Raw genomic sequence first — 20,208 nt, 5'->3', positions numbered from 1 at the left:
CCAATGACGAACTATAACGATATTTTCAAGAGCCTTGCAGAAGTAACAAACGATACTCAAGTGAATGAGGGTGGATTCAAACTTATTGATGAGGGTAACTATGAAATGGAAATTGTTGATGTACGCTTTGATCCATTTAAGAAAGGTTCATCATTAGCAGTTGATTACGAAACAAATGATGGACAACGTGGAAACGAAACTTTCACATTTGATTTGAAAGATAAGAACGGAGCTAATACTCGCGAAAGCATTTTGAACAGTTCTGCTAATCGTATGAAAGCGTTGATTGTTGCCACACAAATGGCCGGTATTCTAACGATGGACGACATTACACGCGGGGATGAAAAAGTCGCTGAAGCATTGTTGCCAATGGTGGGACTTAAGTTCTTCTCAAAGGTAACTCATCGCACTTACGAGAAAAAGGACGGTTCTGGAGAGGGAACTAGTGTCAACTATACTCACGAAAAGAACCCTATTGACTAATGAAGAAAATAGAGGCAATTAACGTTTTAAATAAGGGCTATCGGATAACGCCAGTAGTCGACAAAAAGCCAATTTTGCCTTTTGCATCAGTTGAATGTGACAAAAAATGGGTCTTGCGCAATTGGAAACCAAATTACGACATTGCCATTGTCTGTGGTGGTGATGATTGGTTCGCTGTTGATTTCGATAATAAGGACGTCTACGAGAAATTAGCGCCATTAGTTGTCGGTGGTCACATTGAGCAGTCAAAGCGTGGTTATCATGCCTACTTCAAGCAACCAGATGAGCCACTAACCCAGAAAATCGGACTAGTTCATGATGTGGACATTAAGGCCAGTAAAAACAACTATGTCGTTATCCATTCTGAATTACCAGAATTGGACGACCTACCCGATGCAGGGGATGAGTTATTGGCCTTTATTGAAAACACCGAACCTGAACACAAGCAGACAATGAGCAGTGATGGCGAAATTAATTTCTTACATCAGCCATTGTTTGATGTGATTAAGGACGGGTGGGGCGAAGTTGGCACGCACGACGACACGATTAAAGACTACATCTGGTTATTGCTAATGACCGGTATTAGTCCAGAAACGGTTTTACACATGGTCTTACTAGCCGATGCGATGACCCCCACATCAACTTACAAAAAGGAAGAATTAGCCAAGAAAGTCGATTACGCATGGCAGAAATGGAGTAGTTAATGAAATCAGTTGAAATAGCCGAATTGATTAAGAAAACTGGTCTTGATTTCGCCATGGATGAATTTTCTGGAAAAGTGATTAACCGGAAACGCCAACTAATTCAGAACATCTGGGTCGAAGAAGGTCCAATCACTGACCCACTATTCTCAACGCTGCAGATGCACTTGGAACGCAAGTACGACAAGCCGTTTTCAATTAACAAGATTCGAGAAGCACTCAACATGATAGCCGTTGAAGAGAAGTTCAACGAACCGGCTAAGCGCTTTGATAGTTATGAGAAAAAATGGGATGGAGTACACCGTTTAGACACGCTTGGAACTGTTTTCTTCGGAAATTCAAACGCTAACGAAGCCATTCGGTTGATGTTGCTATACATGGTCGCTGGTGCTTATGGTGCCACAGTCAATTGGCAGTACACATTAGACTTTATTGGTCGTCAAGGAACTGGTAAAACTCAATTCTTGAAGAAAATCGGTGGTGAGTATTACACGGATCAGATTACATCGTTTCGTGACAAGGACAGTCTGGAAGTGATGTCTGGTAGTTTGCTGGTCAATGATGATGAAATGTTGGTTTCGTCTGGTAAGTCCGCCATTGAGTTTAAGAAGTTCGTTTCATCAACAAAACTGACATTTCGTGCATCCTATGGTTATGTTTCACAGACACACCGCAGGCGATTTGTTATCGCTAGAACGACCAACGATTTCAGCTACATCAAAGACCTAACTGGTAATCGCCGTATCGTTCCAATTATCGTTTATGAAAACGAGCGCAAGCGACACCCAGCTACAATCACTGAACTGGAAGCACAAAAGATTATCGGTGAAGCAGTCCACGAATACGACTGGGACGAGCTAATGGGCGAATCACGTAAGTTTGACAGACAGATTGGCGAAGTTATGGCCGAAACGATTGAAGAGTTATCGAGCGATGGTGATTTTGTTGACCGAGTGCGGAAGTTCGTTGAATTGCAAAATGAGTCCTTTACGAAAAAGGAAGTCTTGCAGTTCTTAACATCGAACGACCCAAACTTGCTAGAGGGTAACTCGGTCCGTTTCTTAAATAAGAAGATCGTTGATGTTTTGTCGTCAATGGGCTATCGAGAAAAGGTTACAAAACAAAATGGTAAGGCAAAACGAGTTATGGTCGATGAAAACGCTAAAACCGTTGATGCGACTAGAGCGAAAGAGATTTTTAGTGGGTTACAGAAATAGTTACAAAAAGTCCGAAAACGCCGAAAAGGTTACAAAACTTTTTGTCAGGTAACTGTTTATTATAAAAATACAGTTTTCTATTTTGTAACTTTGTGATTCCAAAAAGGCTCTAGACTGGGAAAGTTACAAATTGAAAAAGTTTTGTAACCGGTTTTGTAACCGCTGAAAACGTTGGGAGAGTAAGGATATACCTATATAGTTACAAGTTACAAGTATATATATATATATATATATTTTATATAGGGTATAGGGCATATATACAGAATATGTACGAAAAGTTTTGTAACTTGTAACCTGTAACCGAAATGGAGTAAAAAAATGCAATTAACTTCTGCATATGGAGAAGTGAGAAATCGTGTTGGTCAACTCAGACATGAAAAGGGCATGACCGAAGAAGAACTCGGAGAAGTGTTCGGAGTGACTGGTTCACTTATTAGAAACATCGAATGCAGACGAAATGAACCGCGTGTTGAAATGTGGCACGCACTAGCTAATTACTTTGATGTACATGTCTGGTACTTAATGGGAATTATCGAGGAGTGAAAACGATGAATGAAACAACTCAAATATTTATTGCTGCTTTAGCCGGAGTTATAGCTGGTCAAGTGTTGTGGCAATTAACTAAAAATGTACTGCAAGACCGTGCTAGGAAACAAACCGTAAAAGCGATTCTACGATTACACGAATTAAATGAAAAAATAGAAAAAGAAATGGAAAACGAAAAATGAAGAATTATTTGGCTTGGCTTAAGGAAGAAATTAAGTCATTGAACACAACGGGTGCTGTGATGTTGGCATTCATGACAGGCGCACAGTTGATGTTCTATTTATTGAACGAAATCACAGTGCTATCAACTGTCACATTATTGGCAACACTACTTGGTTCGGCATGTACGGTCTACATGATGATTGGAAAACCGATTAACGGTGTACTTGGTCTTTTGTCAGCAATCGGATTCATTTACGTCAACTGGACGGCAGGACACTATGCTAGCGTTCTAGATCAGTTAGTCTTTGTGACACTGATTGACATCCCCTTAATTGTCACTTGGAAGAATTGGGGACATCGTATTGAAAACGGCGTAAAGCATTTGTCAGTTGCTGGTTGGTCGGCAACCTTTGCTTTGATGATGGCTGCTTGGGCAGTGACGTTTATCATCTATCAACACATCGGTGACACGAATCCTATGTGGGATGCCTTGACTTTGATTATTGGGGCAACAGCTTCGGTATATGTCTTCCGTGGCTATGGCGATAGCTACTCACTGTGGCTAATGGCGGACTTCGTGAACATCGCACTGTGGTTTACGGCTTTTACAGATGGTTATTCTGCAAGTGCCTTACCCATGTTACTAACGATGGCATTCTACCTAATGACGGCTTTGTATGGACGATTTAAGTCAGTTTGGAGTAAGTAATGAGTCAATTTACATTATCTGAACAGTCTAATCAGACTGAAGAAGAATTAAAGAAACCGAATCGTTATATTGGGGGGGATGGATTAGAAGTGTTTGACATTATTAATTCATTTGGACTTGATTACTACGAAGGAAATGTATTGAAATATCTATTGCGTTATAAGAAGAAAGGTGGACTAACGGATTTGAAAAAAGCGCGTGTGTATCTTGACTACATGATTGCGGGGTACATGGAATGAAGGTATATCAAGACACAGATGGTTGTGAATATATCATTTACGAATACAATTCGATTCTTGGTATCTGGCATATTACAAACCGTTTAAGTGGCGAAACGCTGGTTGGCAATCGTCAAAAGGTTGACCAGTTTATCGCAGAAAAAGGACTAACGGAGGTAGTGGACTGATGTTGATGATTATTTTATATGTTGTATTGGCGCTGATTGCTGCCTACTTTTTAATCAATTTAATTGGTTTTGTAATTGGTGCAACAATGCTTAAGCGATTTGAAAAGAAGCACTTCGATGATGACTTCTTCAACAAATGGTAAACAACTAACAAAGACAAGGAGGATGGATAATTGGCAGACGAAGTAGACCGTTTGTTTTCAGAGTTCTTCACAGGTCTAACTGAACGCCAGTTAACCTACTTGAAATGGGAAATACGGCAACGTGTCGGAAACGGTGACGAGAACATCGGTGGTAGTCGAGGAAGTCGGCGGAACGGGCAACGTGATTTGGTTGAAGGTAACCTTATCCGTGAAGAATCAAACCCACTGATTCAATCATTAGAACGCAAGCAACGGTCAATGACTGACTTTTGTTTAACGCTAGACGAAGGTTCGTTGTCACTATTGCACTACCGATATGACAAAAGAAATTGCTATCCGTGGTATGAAGTGGCGAACCGAATGTGTAAATCAGAACGGCAATGCAAGCGACAAATGCACAACATCAAACAGATGTTCAAGCAGTCAGTCTGGTACACACGTGAGCTAGTTACCAAGTATACTTATAACAGAAACGTTTAGGGCGTCACTTTTTTGACACTTTTAATGCCCGAATGACCCTAAAAACCGTGTTAAATTAGTAGAGTAGTATTTTATATAAATACAACAAAGAACAAGGCAAACGCCACAAGCACCCAATCGAACTCTTTATTTATTTTACTTAGTCGACGGGTTGCCTTGTTCATACATAGGAGAACAAGAATGTACGAAGAATACGAAGGCATCTATTTAGATAAGCACCAACGATCACAGATCCGTGCGAAGAAGTCGAGCGAAGTTAATCGACGTGAGATTAAGTTGAGTCAACAAAGTGACGTTCAAAAGCAACGTCGACGAAATCAAATGCGCCGTGATTTGAAGAAAGGTGGTGTTAATTACTCGCAACACATGTCTTGGTTGAAAGATTAAACACAGTGGTTGTTTCCAATTGGAAATGACCATTTTTATTTGGAGAAAAGCATGAAAGATTATTTGAAGCTTAAGGTCACAAAGACAATGGCATACATGGCGAACGCGGTTGCCTACACGTTATTGGCTGGACTGCTTGCCGGTGCAACTGGTGTCATAATCATTGGTGCTAAGTTTTTGTGGTTCGGGGTAACATTGTAATGAATTATGCAACTAACAAGTATAGGATAGTTAATTATTTGATTAGCAACCTTGAAAATCCTACGCGATTAAAAATACAAAATGGTCTATATTTACTCTGGGCTTTTTACTCCGGTAGTTATGGGAATATAGACAATAAGTCATTCGGTGGTAATTACCCTAAGAATTTATTTAAGCCTAACTTTTATGCCGGTAAGTACGGAGTTTTTGACCCAGACGTTGATGATTTGATTAAAATAAAAGGAATTAAATGATGTTAGTCAGAAAAAAACCAGTTATATGTGAAGCACGTATTGCCGAACATACTGAATATATCGAAACGCTTGAAGGAACGATGAAGGCGAATATTGGTGATTACATCATCACTGGCATTAAGGGAGAACAATGGCCTGTGAAGTCAGACATATTCAAGCGAACGTACGAGGTTATTTGATGTTATTGATATTAGGACTACTCGGATTCTATTTAATCTTCTCGTTCTTTGAATTCTTATTCGTCACAGTCGTTGCGCTGTTGGTACTTGCCTACTGGTTGTTTGGTAGTGTTGGTTTCTTCATCGCATTGGCTGTGCTGTTCTTATTGGTAGGTTGGTACAAATGCCGAGAATGAAACGCTGTCGAGCAAATGGTTGTCATCAGATGGTGGCGTATGAGTCACGTTACTGCAAACAACATGAGTACCTAGCCAAGGACGACAAGCCCAAGCGTGACTACTCACGATACAACCAGATAACAAGACACAAGGATGAGAACAAATCAAATCAGTACGCTTTCTATCGAACAAGACAATGGGTTCACCTTAGACAACAAGCGTTGGAGCGTGACCATTACGTTTGCCAATACTGCCGACTGTCTGCTGTTGTGACACCAGCTAAGGTTGTCGATCATATCGTACCAGTAGAAGCAGACCAAGGACTGGCGACTAAGCTAGACAATCTAGCAGTCGTCTGTCCGTCTTGTCACACAAAGAAGACCAGGTTTGAGCAACGATATTATGGAACGGGAAATGGGCGAGAATTAAAGCCTGTACGACCAATCACTGACATCGCTTTAATCAACAAATTAATGAATAGTGTTTAAACGCCATATAAGACGATTTAAGCGTTTTTATTTTGTAGCAGTGTAACTACACTAAACTATAATAAAAATGCAACACACCCCCGCCCCTGTCGGTCTGGCGAAGAGAGCGCACACATATCGTCGTCTTAAATAAAAATCGAATTTTGAAACTTTTTTATTAAGGGGCTGACTGACCCAGAAAGGAAATTGGCAAATGACCGAAAACAAGCGCAAACGCTACACTAAAAATGGCTTGAGCCAAGACCCACCAGCCTATATGAGTGTTCAAGCAAAGACGACATGGCGCCAAATCGTTTCGGCTTTGGGTGAAATCAAAGAATTAAAGAAATCTGATGCAAAGTTGATTGAAATGTACTGCACACAGTACGAATTGTATCGAAACGCCTACAAGCACATCCAAGAAAACGGAGAAGTGCAACCGATTTACGATACAGTCCAGAATAATTTGGGCGAAGCCATTGGAAAAGACTTCAAAGGGTTTAAACGCAACCCAATGACAAGCATCTACAATGATGCGATTAAATCATTGAACAACATTAGTCGTGAATTGGGTCTGACACCTAAGTCACGTAAGGAATTGTTTGATGCAATTGATAAAGGGGATGGCGAGTCAGTAGCTGCCATCAAGAAGCTATTTGGATAACAGATGAAAATTGATTTAACAGTTAGCCATGATGTGAATGGCGCTTTTGAACAATTGAATATCGCAGAGTTGCGTAGTAAGTATACTGATAACGGAACAAAGTACGCACTGGATGTCTTGGACGGTAAAGTGCAGGCAGGCTACTTGATTAAGTTGGCTAGTTTTCGTCACATTCGGGACTTGCAACGGCAAGGACAAGACGACTTCCGTTTCGTTTACGACACTAAGAAAGCTGAACAGATTTTAAAGTTCGCATCAATGTGTCCCAATGTTGACACTGGCGAACCAACTGAGTTGATGCCATGGCAAGAGTTTATTCTTACCCAGTTAATTGGTTGGCGTGATCAGCAAGGCGGAAAGCGTTTTAGTCGTGCTATTGTGTCGGTGGCACGTGGGCAAGGTAAAACATATCTAATGGCCATTCTTATGGCTTACTCATATCTGATTGAAAGTCTTGGTTTAGAAAACCAGGACTTTTTAGTTTCATCAATTAACTTTAAACAGACAAAGAAGTTGTTTGGCTATGTTCGCACCATGTTGAATTCACTGGCTGAATCAGATGTGTTCAAAGCATTGGCCGAAAAGGTGGACTTGGCCGTGCAAAACGACCAAGTTATTATGAAAGGTCCTAACAATGTGATTCGAGCCATCTCACACGAATCTGGGCAGTATGATTCGTACCACTTTACAACAGCCATTGTTGATGAAATTGGTGAAATCACAAGTCGGGAACGTATCAGTAAGATTGTTTCAGGGCAAGTCAAAGTTAAAAATCGACAGTTCGTCCAGATTAGTACCGCCTATCCAAATCCCAATGTTCCGTTCCACGATGACCAAAGAATGGTACAGCAGGCAATGGAACAAGACTGGAAACGAGATGCAGATACCTATCTCGGCCTTATCTGGTCCCAAGATTCACTTGAAGAAACATTCAAGCCTGATACTTGGCCTAAGTCGAATCCATTATTAGGATTGTCAGACCAAAGACAGAACCTTATCAGTGGACTTACAGACAAACGAGATTCTGACGCGCTGTCAGGGACTATATCAGACTTCCAAAATAAGAACTTGAACATGTGGTTGCAAGAATCAACGAACGCATTCTTGAAGTTGTCTGATATTGAGAAGTCAATCATCCCCGATGAGCAGTTCGACATTGACGGCAAGCAAGTTTATATCGGGTTTGATTACTCAATGTTCAGTGATAACACGGCTATCGCATTTGTTTTCCCCTATATGGACGGAGAACAAAAGAAGTGGCACATCTTCCAGCACTCTTTCATTCCTTGGGAGAAAGCAGGCTCGATTGAAGCCAAAGAAAAGCAAGACGGTATCGAATACCGACATCTTGAAGCACTCGGATATTGCACAATCACATCTCATCCCCAAGGATTGATTAACGACGACCAAGTTTATCAATGGATACGAGAATTTGTTGAAGACCACCAGTTAGATGTGGTCTTTTTTGGTTACGATGCGTGGGGAGCAACACCAGCGATTAAGCAATTAGAGAACAATAGTTCTTGGCCTTTGTTGGCAGTTCGTCAGCGAACATCAGAGCTGAAAGACCCAACTAAGTTCTTGCAGTCGTCACTAGTCGAGGGTTCATTGACCAGATTCGACGACAAGATTATGGAAAAGGCACTGATCAACGCGCGCGTTGTCGAAGATAAGATTGGTATTCAGGTCGATAAGGCTAAAGCAACGTTAAAAATTGATGTTGTCGATGCAATTATTGATGCTTTTTATCAAGCAATGTACCATTTTGAGTCCTATTCGACCGTAAATGACCCAGATAAAGCCTACGATAGGCTGTCTGATAACGAAAAAAACGCCCAATTATTAGAGCAATGGGGCATTCCAAAGGAGTATTTAACAGATGATTAAGCAATTTTTAGCCCTATTTTGGGGCTTTTTTGATGCACTTTTTTTCCTAATTGCACTGATTTTCGCCAATATTTTTGCATATTCCTTTGGTATTCGCTGGTTATGGCTATCATTAGCCATTTCATCAGTGTTAATCGCGCTGGCAAGTGAGATGCTGGCGCAGACAAACGAACAAGGAGGTAAAAGTTAATGCTATTTAAGCCAAGTTTTACAAATGGCTTAGTAGTTCCTAATGGGCAAGAAATTGGTTTCGATTCGGCTGATATTGTCAACTTTTTAAATGTTGATGATAGTCAAAACGACTACATCCAAGCGGATAAAGCACTGCAAAACTCAGATGTCTATTCGGTCGTCTATCAGTTGAGTGCTGACCTAGCATCGGCAGTCTTACACGCTGACAAACAGCAGGCACAGGCGATGATTGACAACCCCAGTAACGACTGGACGAACGCACACGCTTTTTGGCAAGGTGTTTTCGCTCAATTGTTGCTCGGTGGAGAAGCATTCGTCTACCGATGGCGCAACGTCAACGGTAACGACCAGCGCTGGGAATACTTGCGACCAAGCCAAGTCACTGTTAATGCGGTGTCTGACTACTCTGGCTTGTATTACAACGCAAGTTTTGACAGTCCAGATGTCGGTTACATGCAGGCAATTCCAGCTAATGACATGATTCACTTCCGATTGCTTAGCCAAAACGGTGGGGCAACGGGTGTTAGTCCGCTCAAGGCATTGGCAACCGAGTTCCAGATTAAAAACGGTTCAAACAAGCTGACCTTAAAGGCACTGGCACAGTCGGTGATGTCAAATGGCGTTCTGAAAGTCGATTCTGGAATGCTAAATGCTAAGACCAAGTCTGCTGTTTCCCGTGCGTTTAAAGCACAGGTAGACAACTCAAACGGTGGACCAATTGTCTTGGATAAGTTGTCCGAATACCAGCCACTGGAACTGAAGTCTGATGTGATGTCGATTTTGTCCCAGACTGATTGGACAGGTAAGCAGATTGCCAAAGTCTACGGCGTGCCAGATTCCGTAATTAACGGGACAGGCGACCAACAATCATCAGTAGCGATGATGGCAGGTGAATATGCAAAGTCACTAATGCGATTTGCAAACGCCGTTATATCGGAACTTAAAAACAAATTAGGAACGAACGTGTCAATTGACATTAAGCCAGCGATTGACCCAGTCAACACTGACTACACCACGAACATTGCAACGTTCCAAAGCAATGGAATGCTTAGTCCGGAAGAGGCTAAATGGCTGTTGAAAAACTCGGGTTACTTGCCTAGCGACATGCCAGACATTCCGAGTGAAACAACAGGAAAGGAGGATAACCAATGACAGTTATTGATATTAAAGGGCCAATCGTAGACGACCAATCGGCCATGATTTACGACTGGCTGGACATGACTTGTGTCAACCCGGCATCAGTTATTGAACAAATGGCCGACAACGATGGGGATGATATTCAAATTAACATCGCATCAAACGGTGGGGATGTGTTCGCAGCATCTGAAATCTATTCAGTCTTGCGAGCAGATGACCGAAACGTGGTGGTCAATATTCAAGGACTTGCCGCATCGGCTGCATCAGTAATCGCTATGGCAGGGGACACGGTCAACATCAGTCCAACTGCTCAAATTATGATTCACCAAGCGTCAACAATGGCGGAGGGTAATCAAGATGATATGGCCAAGACGATTAACGCTTTGCAAGGAATTGACGAATCAATTGCATCGGCATATGAAGCAAAGACGGGTATTGATCAAGGACAGTTGCTGAATATGATGAGCAATGAAACTTGGCTAGGCGCTAAGGATGCTGTTGACAAGGGATTTGCTGACAACATCATGTTCCAAGAACAGCAAGCACCACAATTGATGAACGCAACGGCCGGAATTATTCCTAAGACAGCAGTTGAAAAGTTCATCAACTTAAAGGCGAAAGCCGAACGAGAAAAGGCTGAACCAGCCACGTCAGAAAAGACGGAAAAATCAAAAATTGAAGAAGTAACTAACGAAAGTCGCTTGACCGATTTACGAAATCAGAAAGCGGCTATTTTGTTGCAATCATTTAACTAATAGGAGAAGAAAACATGGATATTAACGCACTTCAAAAGACGTTTACTGATGCCGGACAAAAGGTATCAGATTTGCGAGCAGAAGCTCAAGCAATGGCAATTAACGATGCAGTTACTGCCGAAGAAATCACAGCAAAGCAAGCTGAAATCAAGAATGCTGTTGCTAAGCGTGACTTGGCAAAGGAAAACTTGGAATCAGCTCAAGCAGATATTAAGGCAGCGGAAGTTATGAACGCTGAAAAGAAGCCTTTGACTGCTAAGGAAGAAGCCAAGAAGAACACTTTCATTCAAGACTTCAAGAACATGGTGGCAGGTAAGCCATTTAAGAACGAATTGAACTCATCTACTGATGAAAATGGAAACGCTATTGGTTTGGTTATCCCAGTTGATGCCCAGACTGCTATCCGTTCATTGGTTCGTGAATTTGATTCTTTGCAAGAATACGTCAACGTGGAAAAGGTAAGCACTCTTTCTGGTTCACGTGTAATTGAAAAGTCAGCTGACATGACACCATTGACTGTTTTGGATGCCGAAGATGGTGTTATCCCAGCAAACGACGACCCTAAGTTGTCACTCATCAAGTACCTCATCAAGCGCTACGCAGGTATGACGACAATCACGAACTCATTGCTTTCAGATTCAGCTGAAAACATCTTGGCTTGGTTGACTGGATGGATTTCAAAGAAGGTTGTTGTTACTCGTAACGCAGCTATCTTGGCCGAATTGCCAGCATTGCCAAAGAAGGCAACGATTGCATCTTATGACGATGTAAAGGACATGGCTATCACAGCTTTGGACCCAGCTATCGCTCAAACTTCAATGTTCTTCACTAACCAATCTGGTTTCGCAGAATTGGCAAAGATGAAGGACGGTAACGGTCAGTACCTTATCACTCAAGACCCACAACAAGCTGATGCCCACGTAATGGAAGGTAAGCAAGTTAAGGTTTTGGCTGACCGTTTCTTCCCAGCTGTTGCTGGTGCTAACCCATTGGTCTTTGGTGACTTGTCACAAGCTATCACTTTGTTTGATCGTGACCAAATGTCAATCGCTACGACGAACGTTGGGGCTGATGCCTTTACAACTGACACAACTAAGTTGCGTGTTATCGACCGTTTCGATGTTGAATTGGTTGACCAAGCCGCAGTCGTTGTTGGCTCATTCAAGTCAGTTGCTGCATCAACACCAAAGACATCAAACTAATTTAGTTTAATTGTCGCCGAATAAATACACAGTACCCAAGCAGAATGGGGCGGCATTAAGGGGGACAGATGATTGAACCACTAGTATTAATTGATGATTTGAAACTGTCCTTGCGTGTTGACACGAACGCAGATGATGCGTTGTTGCGTGGCTATGCTATTGCAGCCGAAAGCTATATCAAAAACGCTGTTGGAAACGATAAGCCAGCCTTTTACGACCAACCGAACGTGGTTGAGTTGATTAGGGTGGCAGTGATTGCTCAAGCGAGTGCTTATTACTCATACCGAACGGCCTTGTCACTCGTTCAGTCCTATCCAATCGAACTGGCGGTTGAATCAATTGTCAGTCAATTACAAGGCGAGTATGCGAAGTTTGTGGAGGATGAAACCAATGCAAATCAACCCACTTGAATTCACAGATAGGTGTGAGTTTGGAACTTATAAAACAGTTCCGAACCCTAAGAATGGTAATCCTGTTCCAACGTTTACGCCTAAGTTTTCGCGTTGGTTTGGCTGGCGTAATCAGACCTTTAATCAGCAATATCAATTGATTGGTGTCACTGATACAGACACAAAGCAGATTGCTGTTCGTCATGATGGTGCGATTACGCCCGACTTACGGGTTCGTATCAAAGACGTGGTCTATCAGTTTGTTTTGTTCAGTCCAGATAACCGTTCTATGCGTGAAACCTTTGACCTATTAACACTCAAGGTGGTAACCAAGCCATGAGCGATTTTGAAAGTCAATTAGGGGGATGGTTAAACAAGGTAGGTGGGCTGGTCAATCTAACAGTGGAAGAGCGTGAAGAAGTGACAAAAGCTGGTGCTGATGTTTTCGCTGACCATTTGAAACCAGACACACCTTATAACTCAAAGCGTAAAGGCAAAATGATTCATCTTCGAGATTCCGTTCAAATAGGGAGATTGGAAGATGAAAGTAAAAGCATGGGTAACACAGCCGTTGGCTTTCCTAAAAAAGGTTCAGACGGTGTTAATCATGCTCGTATTGCCCGTTTTGTAAACGATGGCACGTCAAAAATGGAGGGAAATTCATTTGTAGATAAGGCTCAAGTGCAGTATCAAGACGTCACTTCAAACGCTATTCAAGAGGCTTTGTCTAAGGTCCAAGCGAGAAAGGCTAAATAATGACAGCATTAAGCAACTTATATGGGTTATTAGATGGCCATTTTGATTGGGTGGATAACACCTATATCAAAGCAATTCCAGACGATGCGCCAAACAATAGCACATTCATTTTCATGCGTGACAGCACGCAACAACTAAAGGACTTTGGGTCAAATGCGTTTAGATCCATGCAGTACGACCTAGAAATTCAAATTTATTACAGCACAGAAAGCGAATTAGATTACGACTCGGTTGAGTTAAATCTGATGCGCTTTTTAATTTCAAACGGATATGTCATCGAAACGGTGCGTGGTCGGATTCAAGACCCAGATACCGCTCAAGACTATCAAACAATAATCGTCGGTAAGACAGAAAGAGGTATTTAATGGCAACATTGGGTATTAAGCGTGCTTGGGTAGCACGTGTTGATAGCAATTTCAAAGTTATCACAGGCGTTGACGGTATCAACGGCGACGTCAACGACAAGGACGGAAAGTTCTTGATTGATGAATCAACTTCTTATGGTTTGGCATCTGCTAACATGACCAACCTACAAGGTGCTTTGTCTGACATTTACGGTTCTAACAAGATTGTTTACAAGTCAGCCGCTAAGGGTAACGTGCAGACTGTTTTGACGGTCAACCACTTGCCTGCTGAAATTAAGCAGCGCATGATTGGAAACCAATCCGATGGCAAGGGTGGCTACGGCATCACGGGTAAGTCAAACTCTAACAACCGCATCGCTTTGCTGGTTGAATCAGCAGACGCCTTTGATGAAACACAACCTGTTTACGTTGGTTTCTACGCAGCCGTTGTTACTGAACCAAGCCAAAATATGGCAACGAACGATGCAGCTGAAAAGCGCACAACTGATGCGTTGACATTCGGACACATCGAACGTGGGGACGATGGCTTTGGTAAGTATTACTTCTCAGAAGAGCAAGGATTTAACAAGGACCAAATGTTCTCTGAAATCTTCCCAACCACTGCATCATCTGTTACGCCAGTAACACCATCCAAGTGATTTTTTTACAGGTCGGCCTAACGGTCGGCTTTTTATTATGGTCTTTCTAGGCCGCCAAAATATCGTTAAGGAGAAATTATGACAGTTAAAATTAGTGTTTTACAAGAATTAGGTATCCGGAAGAAGATTGAAATCAAAGAAACGAACGCGAACATGCGCAAGACCTTTGAGTTTCAGCGTGGACAGGCTCGTTTGCAGGTCAAGCAAGCCCAGATGCAAAAACAAATGGAAAAGGCGTCTGATGATACTAGCGCAGCTAAGGGAGTGGACACGATGTTCACTTCAATGTTGGAAAACATGGCCAACACGCAAGAATACATCACTGACATGCTTGGACTTGATGAAGAGCATCAAGAAAAGCTCGATAATCTTGATTTCAATGAAACCATTGATTTATCCACTAAGATTACATCGGCCATCTTAAAGGTAGAACCCGAAGAAAATACGGGAGAGGTGGACGATTTAAAAGCCTAACCCAGCGTTTTGATTTCTTTGACGAAGCGCTAAAAGATTTCGATTATACCTACCAACAGGCATTGTCTGAATTGCACATCTTGCCGAGTGACTTTGATCAGCAAGACTATTACCGAATGGCCGAAATCATGAACGCTAAAGAAAAGAAAGACCGACCATTATCAACGGGTGCTTTCTTGCGTTCAATGGGCCTTAACTCGGACGGCAAGACTGCGCAGAAAATATGAAAGGAGGTATAAATGGCTAATAAAATTGCAACAGAAATGGCGACCAACCTAACTCTTGATGTGAGCCAAGCAAAGAGTTCGCTAAAGGAGTTGGGGCAAGAAGTTAAGTCCACCAACAACGCTTGGAAAGTGCAAGAAGCACAGATGAAGTCAGCAGGGGATGCTGTTGGTGCATCAAAAGCCAAGTATGACGGGCTTACCGATACGGTCGCTAAGCAAAAGGAAAAGGTTGATAGTCTTAAAACTGCCCTTGGTAATGTCAATACTGACACTCAAAAGGGTAAAGATTTGCAGACCTATTTGACCGCAGAATTGGCGAAAGCTGAACGGCAATTAAACAGCTACAATGGTCAATTGACCAAGGCTAGTGAATCATATAAGTACCAGTCGTCTGGTTTGTCAAAGTTGAATGGCGACATCCAGCACAACACCGAGATGACCAACGCCAATGTGAAAGCACTAGAGGCTGAGGGTAAAACAAACGAGGCTAACAAGGCTAAGTTGTCTGGTCTACAAAAGACCCGTGAGAGTCTAAACAGCATCTTGAAGATTCAGCAGTCCGAGTTGAATAAGTTGTCAGAATCTGGCGACAAAAACTCGGAGGCTTACAAGAAACAAGAACTGCGCGTTGCTCAAATGAAAGCCAAAATTGCCGAGGCGAACAAAGAGATTAAGACCATGAACTCTCGTGGTATTAAGCTAAACACGTCCAGTCTTGACAAGACACGTGAAAAATTAACGAAGATGAATGAGGCGATCAATAAGTCGAATCACATGTTCGCGAAAATTTTTGGTGCAAATGTACTGTCTAGTGCGTTTACAAATGGCGTTACGTCCGCTAAAAGCGGAATTGTTGCGATGACCCATGCGGGTGCTGATTTCAACAAAGAACAGCAAGTTATGGGCGCCACTTGGGAAACGTTGACTGGTTCTGCTGAAAAAGGTCAAGACATGGTTAAGTCAATTAACGGAATGTCCAAGGCCTTTGGACAGTCGAACGATGTCGTCAATGAATTGCAGCAACAGTTCTACCACGTTTTCAATCAAAAAGAGCCAACCCAGCAATTAACTGGTTCTATGCTTACGTTGGCCGATACATTAGGAATGGGTTCAGCAGAAGTTGAACGCCTGGGCCTTAATTTCACGCACATGATGACGTCATCTAAGTTGCAGCTTGGCGATTTCAACATGATTTCCGACCAACTGCCAATGTACGGTGAAAAACTTCTTGAGTACGAAAAGAAGGTACAAAACAATTCAAACCTGACAATGTCACAATTGCGTGACCAAATGTCAGCAGGAAAGATTAGTGCTGATGACGCTACAAAGGTAATCAATGAACTTGGCGATAACTATAAATCGGCCTCTGAAAATATGCTTTCAACATTCACTGGAATGGAACGGCGTATTAAGTCACAGAGTAAGGTTTTGGCAGGTTCAATTACCGCACCAATTTTGGCGACTAAAAGTCCACTTTTCAAAGCGGTTTCAAATTGGGTAGCTGATGACCGAACGGTCGCACTGTTTGGAAAGTTTGGTGACCAGTTAAGCAAAACGTTTAGCACGATCACGGCCGCTTTTGGTAAATCGTTCAAAAGCAAGGACTTCGAAACATTTGCCAACGATACCATGGTACGAGCAACAAACGCAGTCGCTAGATTTGGCGATTACGTTTCAAAACACGCCAATGACATTGTTGATTTAGCTAAAGGAATTAAAGCGGTAGGCGGTTCGGCCATGTCAACTGGTGGACTAATGATTAAAATCCTAGTTCCGGCACTTATTCAAGCAGGAAAGTTTGCAACTAAACACAAAACAACTTTTAAGGTGTTAAGTGTGGCAATCATTGGACTTGGCATTGCTTTCAAGGGTACGATTGCAGCAATGAAAGGCTTTACCGTTATTAACAACGGGGTCAAGTCGTTCCAAAACCTTGCGAAGATGATTAAGTCAACAACTTTGGCAAGTAAGGCATCGGCTGCTGCAACCAAAGTTATGACAGTTGCTCAAAAAGCATTTAATGCGGTGCTAAAAGCGAACCCATTAGGTATTTTCTTAACAGTTCTGACACTGGTATCAACGGCTTTTGCCGTTGCTTACAAAAAGTGCAAGCCATTCCGTGAATTTGTTGACGGTCTAGGTAAGACGGTCAGTCAAGTGTTTGGTAAAATGGGCAGTTTCATTGGTGACGTGATGGGAGCTATTGGAAAAGTTATCTCATCTGCATGTAAAGGAATTGCTAGTGCATGGAGTTCCGCTTGGAGTGGAATTGCATCATTCTTCAGCAGTGTTTGGTCAGGAATGAAGGGTGTTGGTTCAGCCGGGGTTAAGGTTGTGTCAACCATTATTTCTGGTGAAATCAAAGGCCTGCAGGTGATTTGGTCTGGTATTTGGACGGCCATTAGTGTAGTGTTCGGCTCAATTTGGGGCGGTATCAAATCAGTGGCATCTGGCGCAATGAACGGTTTGAAATCAATTATTTCTGGTGCCACAAGTGCTATTTCGAGTGTTTGGAATGGTGCTTGGCATGGCATTGCAGTCGCCTTCAGTGCCATCTGGGATGGAATTACTTCCACAGTTGAAAGAGCTGTTGATAAGGTTAAATCCATCATTAAAGGTATTTCCGACACTGTTGGAAAGGTCGGTAAGTCAATTGGTAAGTTGATTCCACATTTCGCCATGGGTGGAATTGTTAAGGAAAACAACCAAATTGTTATGGTCAACGATGGAACCGGTCCCGACTGGAAAGAGTTGATGCACCTACCAACTGGTGAATTGATGATGTCTAACCAGCGTAACGCTATCATGCCGTTGCCTGTTGGAACTCGCATCTATTCTGGTGTGGATACTAAGCAAATCATGGATAGGCAAGGTATTAAGAAATATGCGACCGGTGGAATCGTTGGCAGTGATAGCACAACTAACATTTCAAACGTGATTAATAACTTCAAGCCAAGCGAGATTATTCCAGTTTCTGGTGTTCAAGAATCAAACGGTTATGGTTTGCTTAATCAGTCAGCTAGTTCAGTGCGATCAACACCAACATCACAGCAATCATCTATCGATAGCTCAAAGCTCGACCAGATTATTTCACTATTGGCACTCATCTTGGGTGTGAATAAGGAACAATTGGCCGGTAGTGGGTCAACTGGTTCATTAGTTGGTTTGTACCAGCAAATGTCCAAGGATAATGCCATGCGAAACTGGCAACGGACTTAGAAAGGGGAAATATGTCAGATTTATATATCATGCCAAAAGACGGTACGGAGTTTTGTTTGACAGACAAGTACCCGAACATTGATTTGTTAGAGATGAACGTGGGTGCGCCACAGATTACACCGGCTTACAATTCTATCCAAGGCAGTGACGGTCAGTTATTGCAGACAGTAGCGTTTAACTCGTCCACAGCGACCGTTTCGATGCTGATTAAGGCAAACACACGGCAAGAGTTTAATCTTGCTAAGAGCGCCTTACAAGGCGAATTGTACGGCCGTAAAACAATGCGGATTCGTTCATCAGACGACCCCGGAAAAGCGGTCTGGGTACTAGCTAACCCGACTGACATCAATCCACTAGATAGGGCTGATGATGCAGTTGTTAATTTCACGTTTACAGTGATTTCTGGAACAAAGGTCACGCCGTTTAATTCGGATGAATTGGCTGATAATTTGGATAAATTAGCGTTCGGGATGAATTTAGACTTGGACAATCTTCCAAGCTATCATTTCACTTCTAACTCATTTGTTGTCAACAATCCGAGCGACCTAGCCATTGACCCATACCGACAGCATCACGATATGATTATTCGTATCAAAGGAGTTGGTTCATCGGTAACGGTTGAAAACATGGCCAATGGGACATCATTCACAGCCAATGTGAACATGGGGTCTAGCGATGTACTAGCCATGAACGGCATCACGCTGTATTACAACGGACAATCTGGTGCAGTTGATACGGACTTTGGTCACATTAAACTGGAAAAAGGGAACAATGAGATTCAGATTTCTGGTCTATCGAATCTCGATGTAACGTTCTCGTTCCCATTCTTGTACTTTTAAAATGTACACATCTGATAAAGTAGTGGTTCGTTCGCGTGACCAGACAAGGACGTTACCACTAACAGGACTAGATTTTTCTAGTTTTCAGACGACTTGGGAAAAGAACAATAGTTACCAATTAGACTTCACATCGTTCGATGATGGCAGTGAATCGTTTAACCTTTTGACTGTTGAAAACAGCATTTTTTGGAACGGCCAAGAATACATCATTAAACAAGCGACTGACGGTTACGCACAGGGTATTCATACCGTTCAAGTAACGGCGACCCATGTGTTCTATCAGTTAAATGCACGCCGTCAGAATAATGTGAATAAGGGCGATGCCACTTATAACATTTGGGGCGCTTTGTCGTTTCTGACTAGTGATGTGACTGATTATTCATTTGATGTTGTCGGGGATCTAAACAGCACCCAGACGATTACTGATTTTGGTAACTGTTCGATTATGGACGGTTTATCCACCATATCTAGTTCTTTCGGTGTCTATGCTATCGTTCCCGATAACAAACACATTGTTTTATATAGTGAGGCCAATTTTGTTAAAGCGACAAGAAAGGCCTTTTTTTATCAGAACAATTCTTCGGATATTAGTCTGCAGTACGACTCATCCACTATTGTGAACCGTGTTCAGGTCGTATCGACATCTGACACACCACAATTCAGTCCGTTCTATGTGACGGATGATGATTCCATTAAACAATGGGGCCTTTGTGATGGGGAACGTGTTGAAAACGACAAGGACAACAATACCAGTGCGAGTGCAGCGACTGCTAAGCGTAAGTTAGTCCCAGTTCCGTCACTATCATTGACTTTATCGACCCAGACGGAAGATGTGCAAATGGGGGAACAGTGGACATTGGTTATCCCGGAAAGTGACATCAAAACAGCTGTACAAGTGGTGTCCATCGTTGACACGCCGTTTATTCCCCATAACACGCAAGTAACGCTGAATAATACTCGTCAGAACTTCT

30 protein-coding genes are annotated in these 20,208 nt (G+C 42.4%); all 30 read left to right on the top strand.

The genetic code is table 11. From position 1 onward, the window contains the following. Positions 1-3: 3 nt before the first annotated feature. Positions 4-483: a DUF669 domain-containing protein gene (locus H7198_RS01750; protein WP_274458092.1), complete on the top strand. Its 480-nt coding sequence runs from the start codon at positions 4-6 to the stop codon at positions 481-483. Beyond that, the gene (locus H7198_RS01745; RefSeq protein WP_274458091.1) at positions 483-1,187 is read left to right on the top strand and encodes a bifunctional DNA primase/polymerase; all 705 of its coding nucleotides are present in this window, start codon (positions 483-485) and stop codon (positions 1,185-1,187) included. Before H7198_RS01750 ends, H7198_RS01745 begins: the two co-directional genes overlap by 1 nt. Continuing rightward, the gene (locus tag H7198_RS01740; protein ID WP_274458090.1) at positions 1,187-2,401 is read left to right on the top strand and encodes a VapE domain-containing protein; all 1,215 of its coding nucleotides are present in this window, start codon (positions 1,187-1,189) and stop codon (positions 2,399-2,401) included. Before H7198_RS01745 ends, H7198_RS01740 begins: the two co-directional genes overlap by 1 nt. A 345-nt stretch (positions 2,402-2,746) precedes the next feature. Beyond that, positions 2,747-2,944: a helix-turn-helix domain-containing protein gene (locus tag H7198_RS01735; RefSeq protein WP_274458089.1), complete on the top strand. Its 198-nt coding sequence runs from the start codon at positions 2,747-2,749 to the stop codon at positions 2,942-2,944. Positions 2,945-2,949: 5 nt separating this feature from the next. Then, positions 2,950-3,129, top strand: a complete 180-nt coding sequence (locus H7198_RS01730) for a hypothetical protein (RefSeq protein ID WP_274458088.1) — start codon at positions 2,950-2,952, stop codon at positions 3,127-3,129. Then, the gene (gene pnuC / locus H7198_RS01725) at positions 3,126-3,818 is read left to right on the top strand and encodes a nicotinamide riboside transporter PnuC (RefSeq protein WP_274458087.1); all 693 of its coding nucleotides are present in this window, start codon (positions 3,126-3,128) and stop codon (positions 3,816-3,818) included. The genes H7198_RS01730 and pnuC overlap by 4 nt, the downstream gene beginning before the upstream one ends. Further along, entirely contained in the window at positions 3,818-4,057 is a 240-nt protein-coding gene (locus H7198_RS01720; RefSeq protein WP_274458086.1) for a DUF3310 domain-containing protein, read from the top strand. Before pnuC ends, H7198_RS01720 begins: the two co-directional genes overlap by 1 nt. Beyond that, positions 4,054-4,224, top strand: a complete 171-nt coding sequence (locus tag H7198_RS01715) for a hypothetical protein (RefSeq protein ID WP_274458085.1) — start codon at positions 4,054-4,056, stop codon at positions 4,222-4,224. Before H7198_RS01720 ends, H7198_RS01715 begins: the two co-directional genes overlap by 4 nt. 5 nt (positions 4,225-4,229) lie before the next feature. After that, the gene (locus H7198_RS01710) at positions 4,230-4,367 is read left to right on the top strand and encodes a hypothetical protein (RefSeq protein ID WP_274458084.1); all 138 of its coding nucleotides are present in this window, start codon (positions 4,230-4,232) and stop codon (positions 4,365-4,367) included. Between the two features lie 30 nt (positions 4,368-4,397). Then, on the top strand, positions 4,398-4,847 hold the full coding sequence (locus tag H7198_RS01705) for a DUF722 domain-containing protein (protein ID WP_274458083.1): 450 nt from the start codon (positions 4,398-4,400) through the stop codon (positions 4,845-4,847). Between the two features lie 180 nt (positions 4,848-5,027). Further along, on the top strand, positions 5,028-5,234 hold the full coding sequence (locus tag H7198_RS01700; protein ID WP_274458082.1) for a hypothetical protein: 207 nt from the start codon (positions 5,028-5,030) through the stop codon (positions 5,232-5,234). 51 nt (positions 5,235-5,285) lie between these two features. Next, complete coding sequence (locus H7198_RS01695) at positions 5,286-5,435, top strand: hypothetical protein (protein ID WP_274458081.1); 150 nt, start codon at positions 5,286-5,288, stop codon at positions 5,433-5,435. Between the two features lie 432 nt (positions 5,436-5,867). Further along, positions 5,868-6,044, top strand: coding sequence for a hypothetical protein (locus H7198_RS01685; RefSeq protein WP_274458079.1), 177 nt, complete (start codon positions 5,868-5,870; stop codon positions 6,042-6,044). Beyond that, positions 6,032-6,514: an HNH endonuclease gene (locus H7198_RS01680; protein WP_274458078.1), complete on the top strand. Its 483-nt coding sequence runs from the start codon at positions 6,032-6,034 to the stop codon at positions 6,512-6,514. The genes H7198_RS01685 and H7198_RS01680 overlap by 13 nt, the downstream gene beginning before the upstream one ends. A gap of 193 nt (positions 6,515-6,707) precedes the next feature. Further along, entirely contained in the window at positions 6,708-7,157 is a 450-nt protein-coding gene (locus H7198_RS01675; protein ID WP_274458077.1) for a phage terminase small subunit P27 family, read from the top strand. Positions 7,158-7,160: 3 nt separating this feature from the next. After that, positions 7,161-9,044, top strand: a complete 1,884-nt coding sequence (locus H7198_RS01670) for a terminase large subunit (protein WP_274458076.1) — start codon at positions 7,161-7,163, stop codon at positions 9,042-9,044. After that, entirely contained in the window at positions 9,037-9,234 is a 198-nt protein-coding gene (locus tag H7198_RS01665; RefSeq protein WP_274458075.1) for a DUF1056 family protein, read from the top strand. The genes H7198_RS01670 and H7198_RS01665 overlap by 8 nt, the downstream gene beginning before the upstream one ends. Then, a complete protein-coding gene (locus H7198_RS01660) occupies positions 9,234-10,388 on the top strand; it encodes a phage portal protein (RefSeq protein ID WP_274458074.1) in 1,155 nt (384 codons plus the stop codon). Before H7198_RS01665 ends, H7198_RS01660 begins: the two co-directional genes overlap by 1 nt. Further along, positions 10,385-11,128, top strand: a complete 744-nt coding sequence (locus H7198_RS01655) for a head maturation protease, ClpP-related (protein WP_274458073.1) — start codon at positions 10,385-10,387, stop codon at positions 11,126-11,128. The genes H7198_RS01660 and H7198_RS01655 overlap by 4 nt, the downstream gene beginning before the upstream one ends. 14 nt (positions 11,129-11,142) lie before the next feature. Next, the gene (locus tag H7198_RS01650; RefSeq protein ID WP_274458072.1) at positions 11,143-12,330 is read left to right on the top strand and encodes a phage major capsid protein; all 1,188 of its coding nucleotides are present in this window, start codon (positions 11,143-11,145) and stop codon (positions 12,328-12,330) included. 68 nt (positions 12,331-12,398) lie between these two features. Continuing rightward, complete coding sequence (locus tag H7198_RS01645) at positions 12,399-12,740, top strand: head-tail connector protein (protein WP_274458071.1); 342 nt, start codon at positions 12,399-12,401, stop codon at positions 12,738-12,740. After that, positions 12,721-13,059, top strand: coding sequence for a phage head closure protein (locus tag H7198_RS01640; RefSeq protein WP_274458070.1), 339 nt, complete (start codon positions 12,721-12,723; stop codon positions 13,057-13,059). The genes H7198_RS01645 and H7198_RS01640 overlap by 20 nt, the downstream gene beginning before the upstream one ends. Beyond that, positions 13,056-13,475, top strand: a complete 420-nt coding sequence (locus H7198_RS01635; RefSeq protein WP_274458069.1) for an HK97-gp10 family putative phage morphogenesis protein — start codon at positions 13,056-13,058, stop codon at positions 13,473-13,475. The genes H7198_RS01640 and H7198_RS01635 overlap by 4 nt, the downstream gene beginning before the upstream one ends. Then, positions 13,475-13,840 (top strand): DUF806 family protein, encoded by a 366-nt coding sequence (locus tag H7198_RS01630; protein ID WP_274458068.1) that lies wholly within the window; start codon positions 13,475-13,477, stop codon positions 13,838-13,840. The genes H7198_RS01635 and H7198_RS01630 overlap by 1 nt, the downstream gene beginning before the upstream one ends. Beyond that, a complete protein-coding gene (locus H7198_RS01625) occupies positions 13,840-14,478 on the top strand; it encodes a major tail protein (protein WP_274458066.1) in 639 nt (212 codons plus the stop codon). Before H7198_RS01630 ends, H7198_RS01625 begins: the two co-directional genes overlap by 1 nt. A 78-nt stretch (positions 14,479-14,556) precedes the next feature. Continuing rightward, on the top strand, positions 14,557-14,952 hold the full coding sequence (locus H7198_RS01620; protein ID WP_274458065.1) for a phage tail tube assembly chaperone: 396 nt from the start codon (positions 14,557-14,559) through the stop codon (positions 14,950-14,952). A gap of 62 nt (positions 14,953-15,014) precedes the next feature. Continuing rightward, positions 15,015-15,179 carry a hypothetical protein gene (locus H7198_RS01615; RefSeq protein ID WP_274458064.1) on the top strand — a complete coding sequence of 55 codons (165 nt, stop codon included), beginning with the start codon at positions 15,015-15,017 and terminating at the stop codon, positions 15,177-15,179. A 12-nt stretch (positions 15,180-15,191) separates the two neighbouring features. Further along, entirely contained in the window at positions 15,192-18,398 is a 3,207-nt protein-coding gene (locus H7198_RS01610; RefSeq protein WP_274458062.1) for a tape measure protein, read from the top strand. Between the two features lie 11 nt (positions 18,399-18,409). After that, positions 18,410-19,237, top strand: a complete 828-nt coding sequence (locus H7198_RS01605) for a phage tail domain-containing protein (RefSeq protein WP_274458061.1) — start codon at positions 18,410-18,412, stop codon at positions 19,235-19,237. A 1-nt stretch (position 19,238) separates the two neighbouring features. Next, on the top strand, positions 19,239-20,208 hold a 970-nt coding region (locus H7198_RS01600; RefSeq protein ID WP_274458060.1), incomplete at its 3' end, for a prophage endopeptidase tail family protein.

It is taken from the genome of Fructobacillus sp. CRL 2054 (assembly GCF_028764065.1).
Lineage (GTDB): Bacteria > Bacillota > Bacilli > Lactobacillales > Lactobacillaceae > Fructobacillus.
Note: the sequence above shows the minus strand (reverse complement) of the source record. Positions and strands in the feature narration are given on the sequence as shown.

Excerpts from the sequence above, each read along its gene's own strand:
- H7198_RS01750 (WP_274458092.1), top strand. The coding sequence starts at position 4 with ATGACGAACTATAACGATATTTTCAAGAGCCTTGCAGAAGTAACAAAC.
- H7198_RS01745 (WP_274458091.1), top strand. The coding sequence starts at position 483 with ATGAAGAAAATAGAGGCAATTAACGTTTTAAATAAGGGCTATCGGATA.
- H7198_RS01740 (WP_274458090.1), top strand. The coding sequence starts at position 1,187 with ATGAAATCAGTTGAAATAGCCGAATTGATTAAGAAAACTGGTCTTGAT.
- H7198_RS01730 (WP_274458088.1), top strand. The coding sequence starts at position 2,950 with ATGAATGAAACAACTCAAATATTTATTGCTGCTTTAGCCGGAGTTATA.
- pnuC (WP_274458087.1), top strand. The coding sequence starts at position 3,126 with ATGAAGAATTATTTGGCTTGGCTTAAGGAAGAAATTAAGTCATTGAAC.
- H7198_RS01720 (WP_274458086.1), top strand. The coding sequence starts at position 3,818 with ATGAGTCAATTTACATTATCTGAACAGTCTAATCAGACTGAAGAAGAA.
- H7198_RS01715 (WP_274458085.1), top strand. The coding sequence starts at position 4,054 with ATGAAGGTATATCAAGACACAGATGGTTGTGAATATATCATTTACGAA.
- H7198_RS01710 (WP_274458084.1), top strand. The coding sequence starts at position 4,230 with ATGATTATTTTATATGTTGTATTGGCGCTGATTGCTGCCTACTTTTTA.
- H7198_RS01700 (WP_274458082.1), top strand. The coding sequence starts at position 5,028 with ATGTACGAAGAATACGAAGGCATCTATTTAGATAAGCACCAACGATCA.
- H7198_RS01695 (WP_274458081.1), top strand. The coding sequence starts at position 5,286 with ATGAAAGATTATTTGAAGCTTAAGGTCACAAAGACAATGGCATACATG.
- H7198_RS01685 (WP_274458079.1), top strand. The coding sequence starts at position 5,868 with ATGTTATTGATATTAGGACTACTCGGATTCTATTTAATCTTCTCGTTC.
- H7198_RS01680 (WP_274458078.1), top strand. The coding sequence starts at position 6,032 with ATGCCGAGAATGAAACGCTGTCGAGCAAATGGTTGTCATCAGATGGTG.
- H7198_RS01675 (WP_274458077.1), top strand. The coding sequence starts at position 6,708 with ATGACCGAAAACAAGCGCAAACGCTACACTAAAAATGGCTTGAGCCAA.
- H7198_RS01670 (WP_274458076.1), top strand. The coding sequence starts at position 7,161 with ATGAAAATTGATTTAACAGTTAGCCATGATGTGAATGGCGCTTTTGAA.
- H7198_RS01665 (WP_274458075.1), top strand. The coding sequence starts at position 9,037 with ATGATTAAGCAATTTTTAGCCCTATTTTGGGGCTTTTTTGATGCACTT.
- H7198_RS01660 (WP_274458074.1), top strand. The coding sequence starts at position 9,234 with ATGCTATTTAAGCCAAGTTTTACAAATGGCTTAGTAGTTCCTAATGGG.
- H7198_RS01655 (WP_274458073.1), top strand. The coding sequence starts at position 10,385 with ATGACAGTTATTGATATTAAAGGGCCAATCGTAGACGACCAATCGGCC.
- H7198_RS01650 (WP_274458072.1), top strand. The coding sequence starts at position 11,143 with ATGGATATTAACGCACTTCAAAAGACGTTTACTGATGCCGGACAAAAG.
- H7198_RS01645 (WP_274458071.1), top strand. The coding sequence starts at position 12,399 with ATGATTGAACCACTAGTATTAATTGATGATTTGAAACTGTCCTTGCGT.
- H7198_RS01640 (WP_274458070.1), top strand. The coding sequence starts at position 12,721 with ATGCAAATCAACCCACTTGAATTCACAGATAGGTGTGAGTTTGGAACT.
- H7198_RS01635 (WP_274458069.1), top strand. The coding sequence starts at position 13,056 with ATGAGCGATTTTGAAAGTCAATTAGGGGGATGGTTAAACAAGGTAGGT.
- H7198_RS01630 (WP_274458068.1), top strand. The coding sequence starts at position 13,475 with ATGACAGCATTAAGCAACTTATATGGGTTATTAGATGGCCATTTTGAT.
- H7198_RS01625 (WP_274458066.1), top strand. The coding sequence starts at position 13,840 with ATGGCAACATTGGGTATTAAGCGTGCTTGGGTAGCACGTGTTGATAGC.
- H7198_RS01620 (WP_274458065.1), top strand. The coding sequence starts at position 14,557 with ATGACAGTTAAAATTAGTGTTTTACAAGAATTAGGTATCCGGAAGAAG.
- H7198_RS01610 (WP_274458062.1), top strand. The coding sequence starts at position 15,192 with ATGGCTAATAAAATTGCAACAGAAATGGCGACCAACCTAACTCTTGAT.
- H7198_RS01605 (WP_274458061.1), top strand. The coding sequence starts at position 18,410 with ATGTCAGATTTATATATCATGCCAAAAGACGGTACGGAGTTTTGTTTG.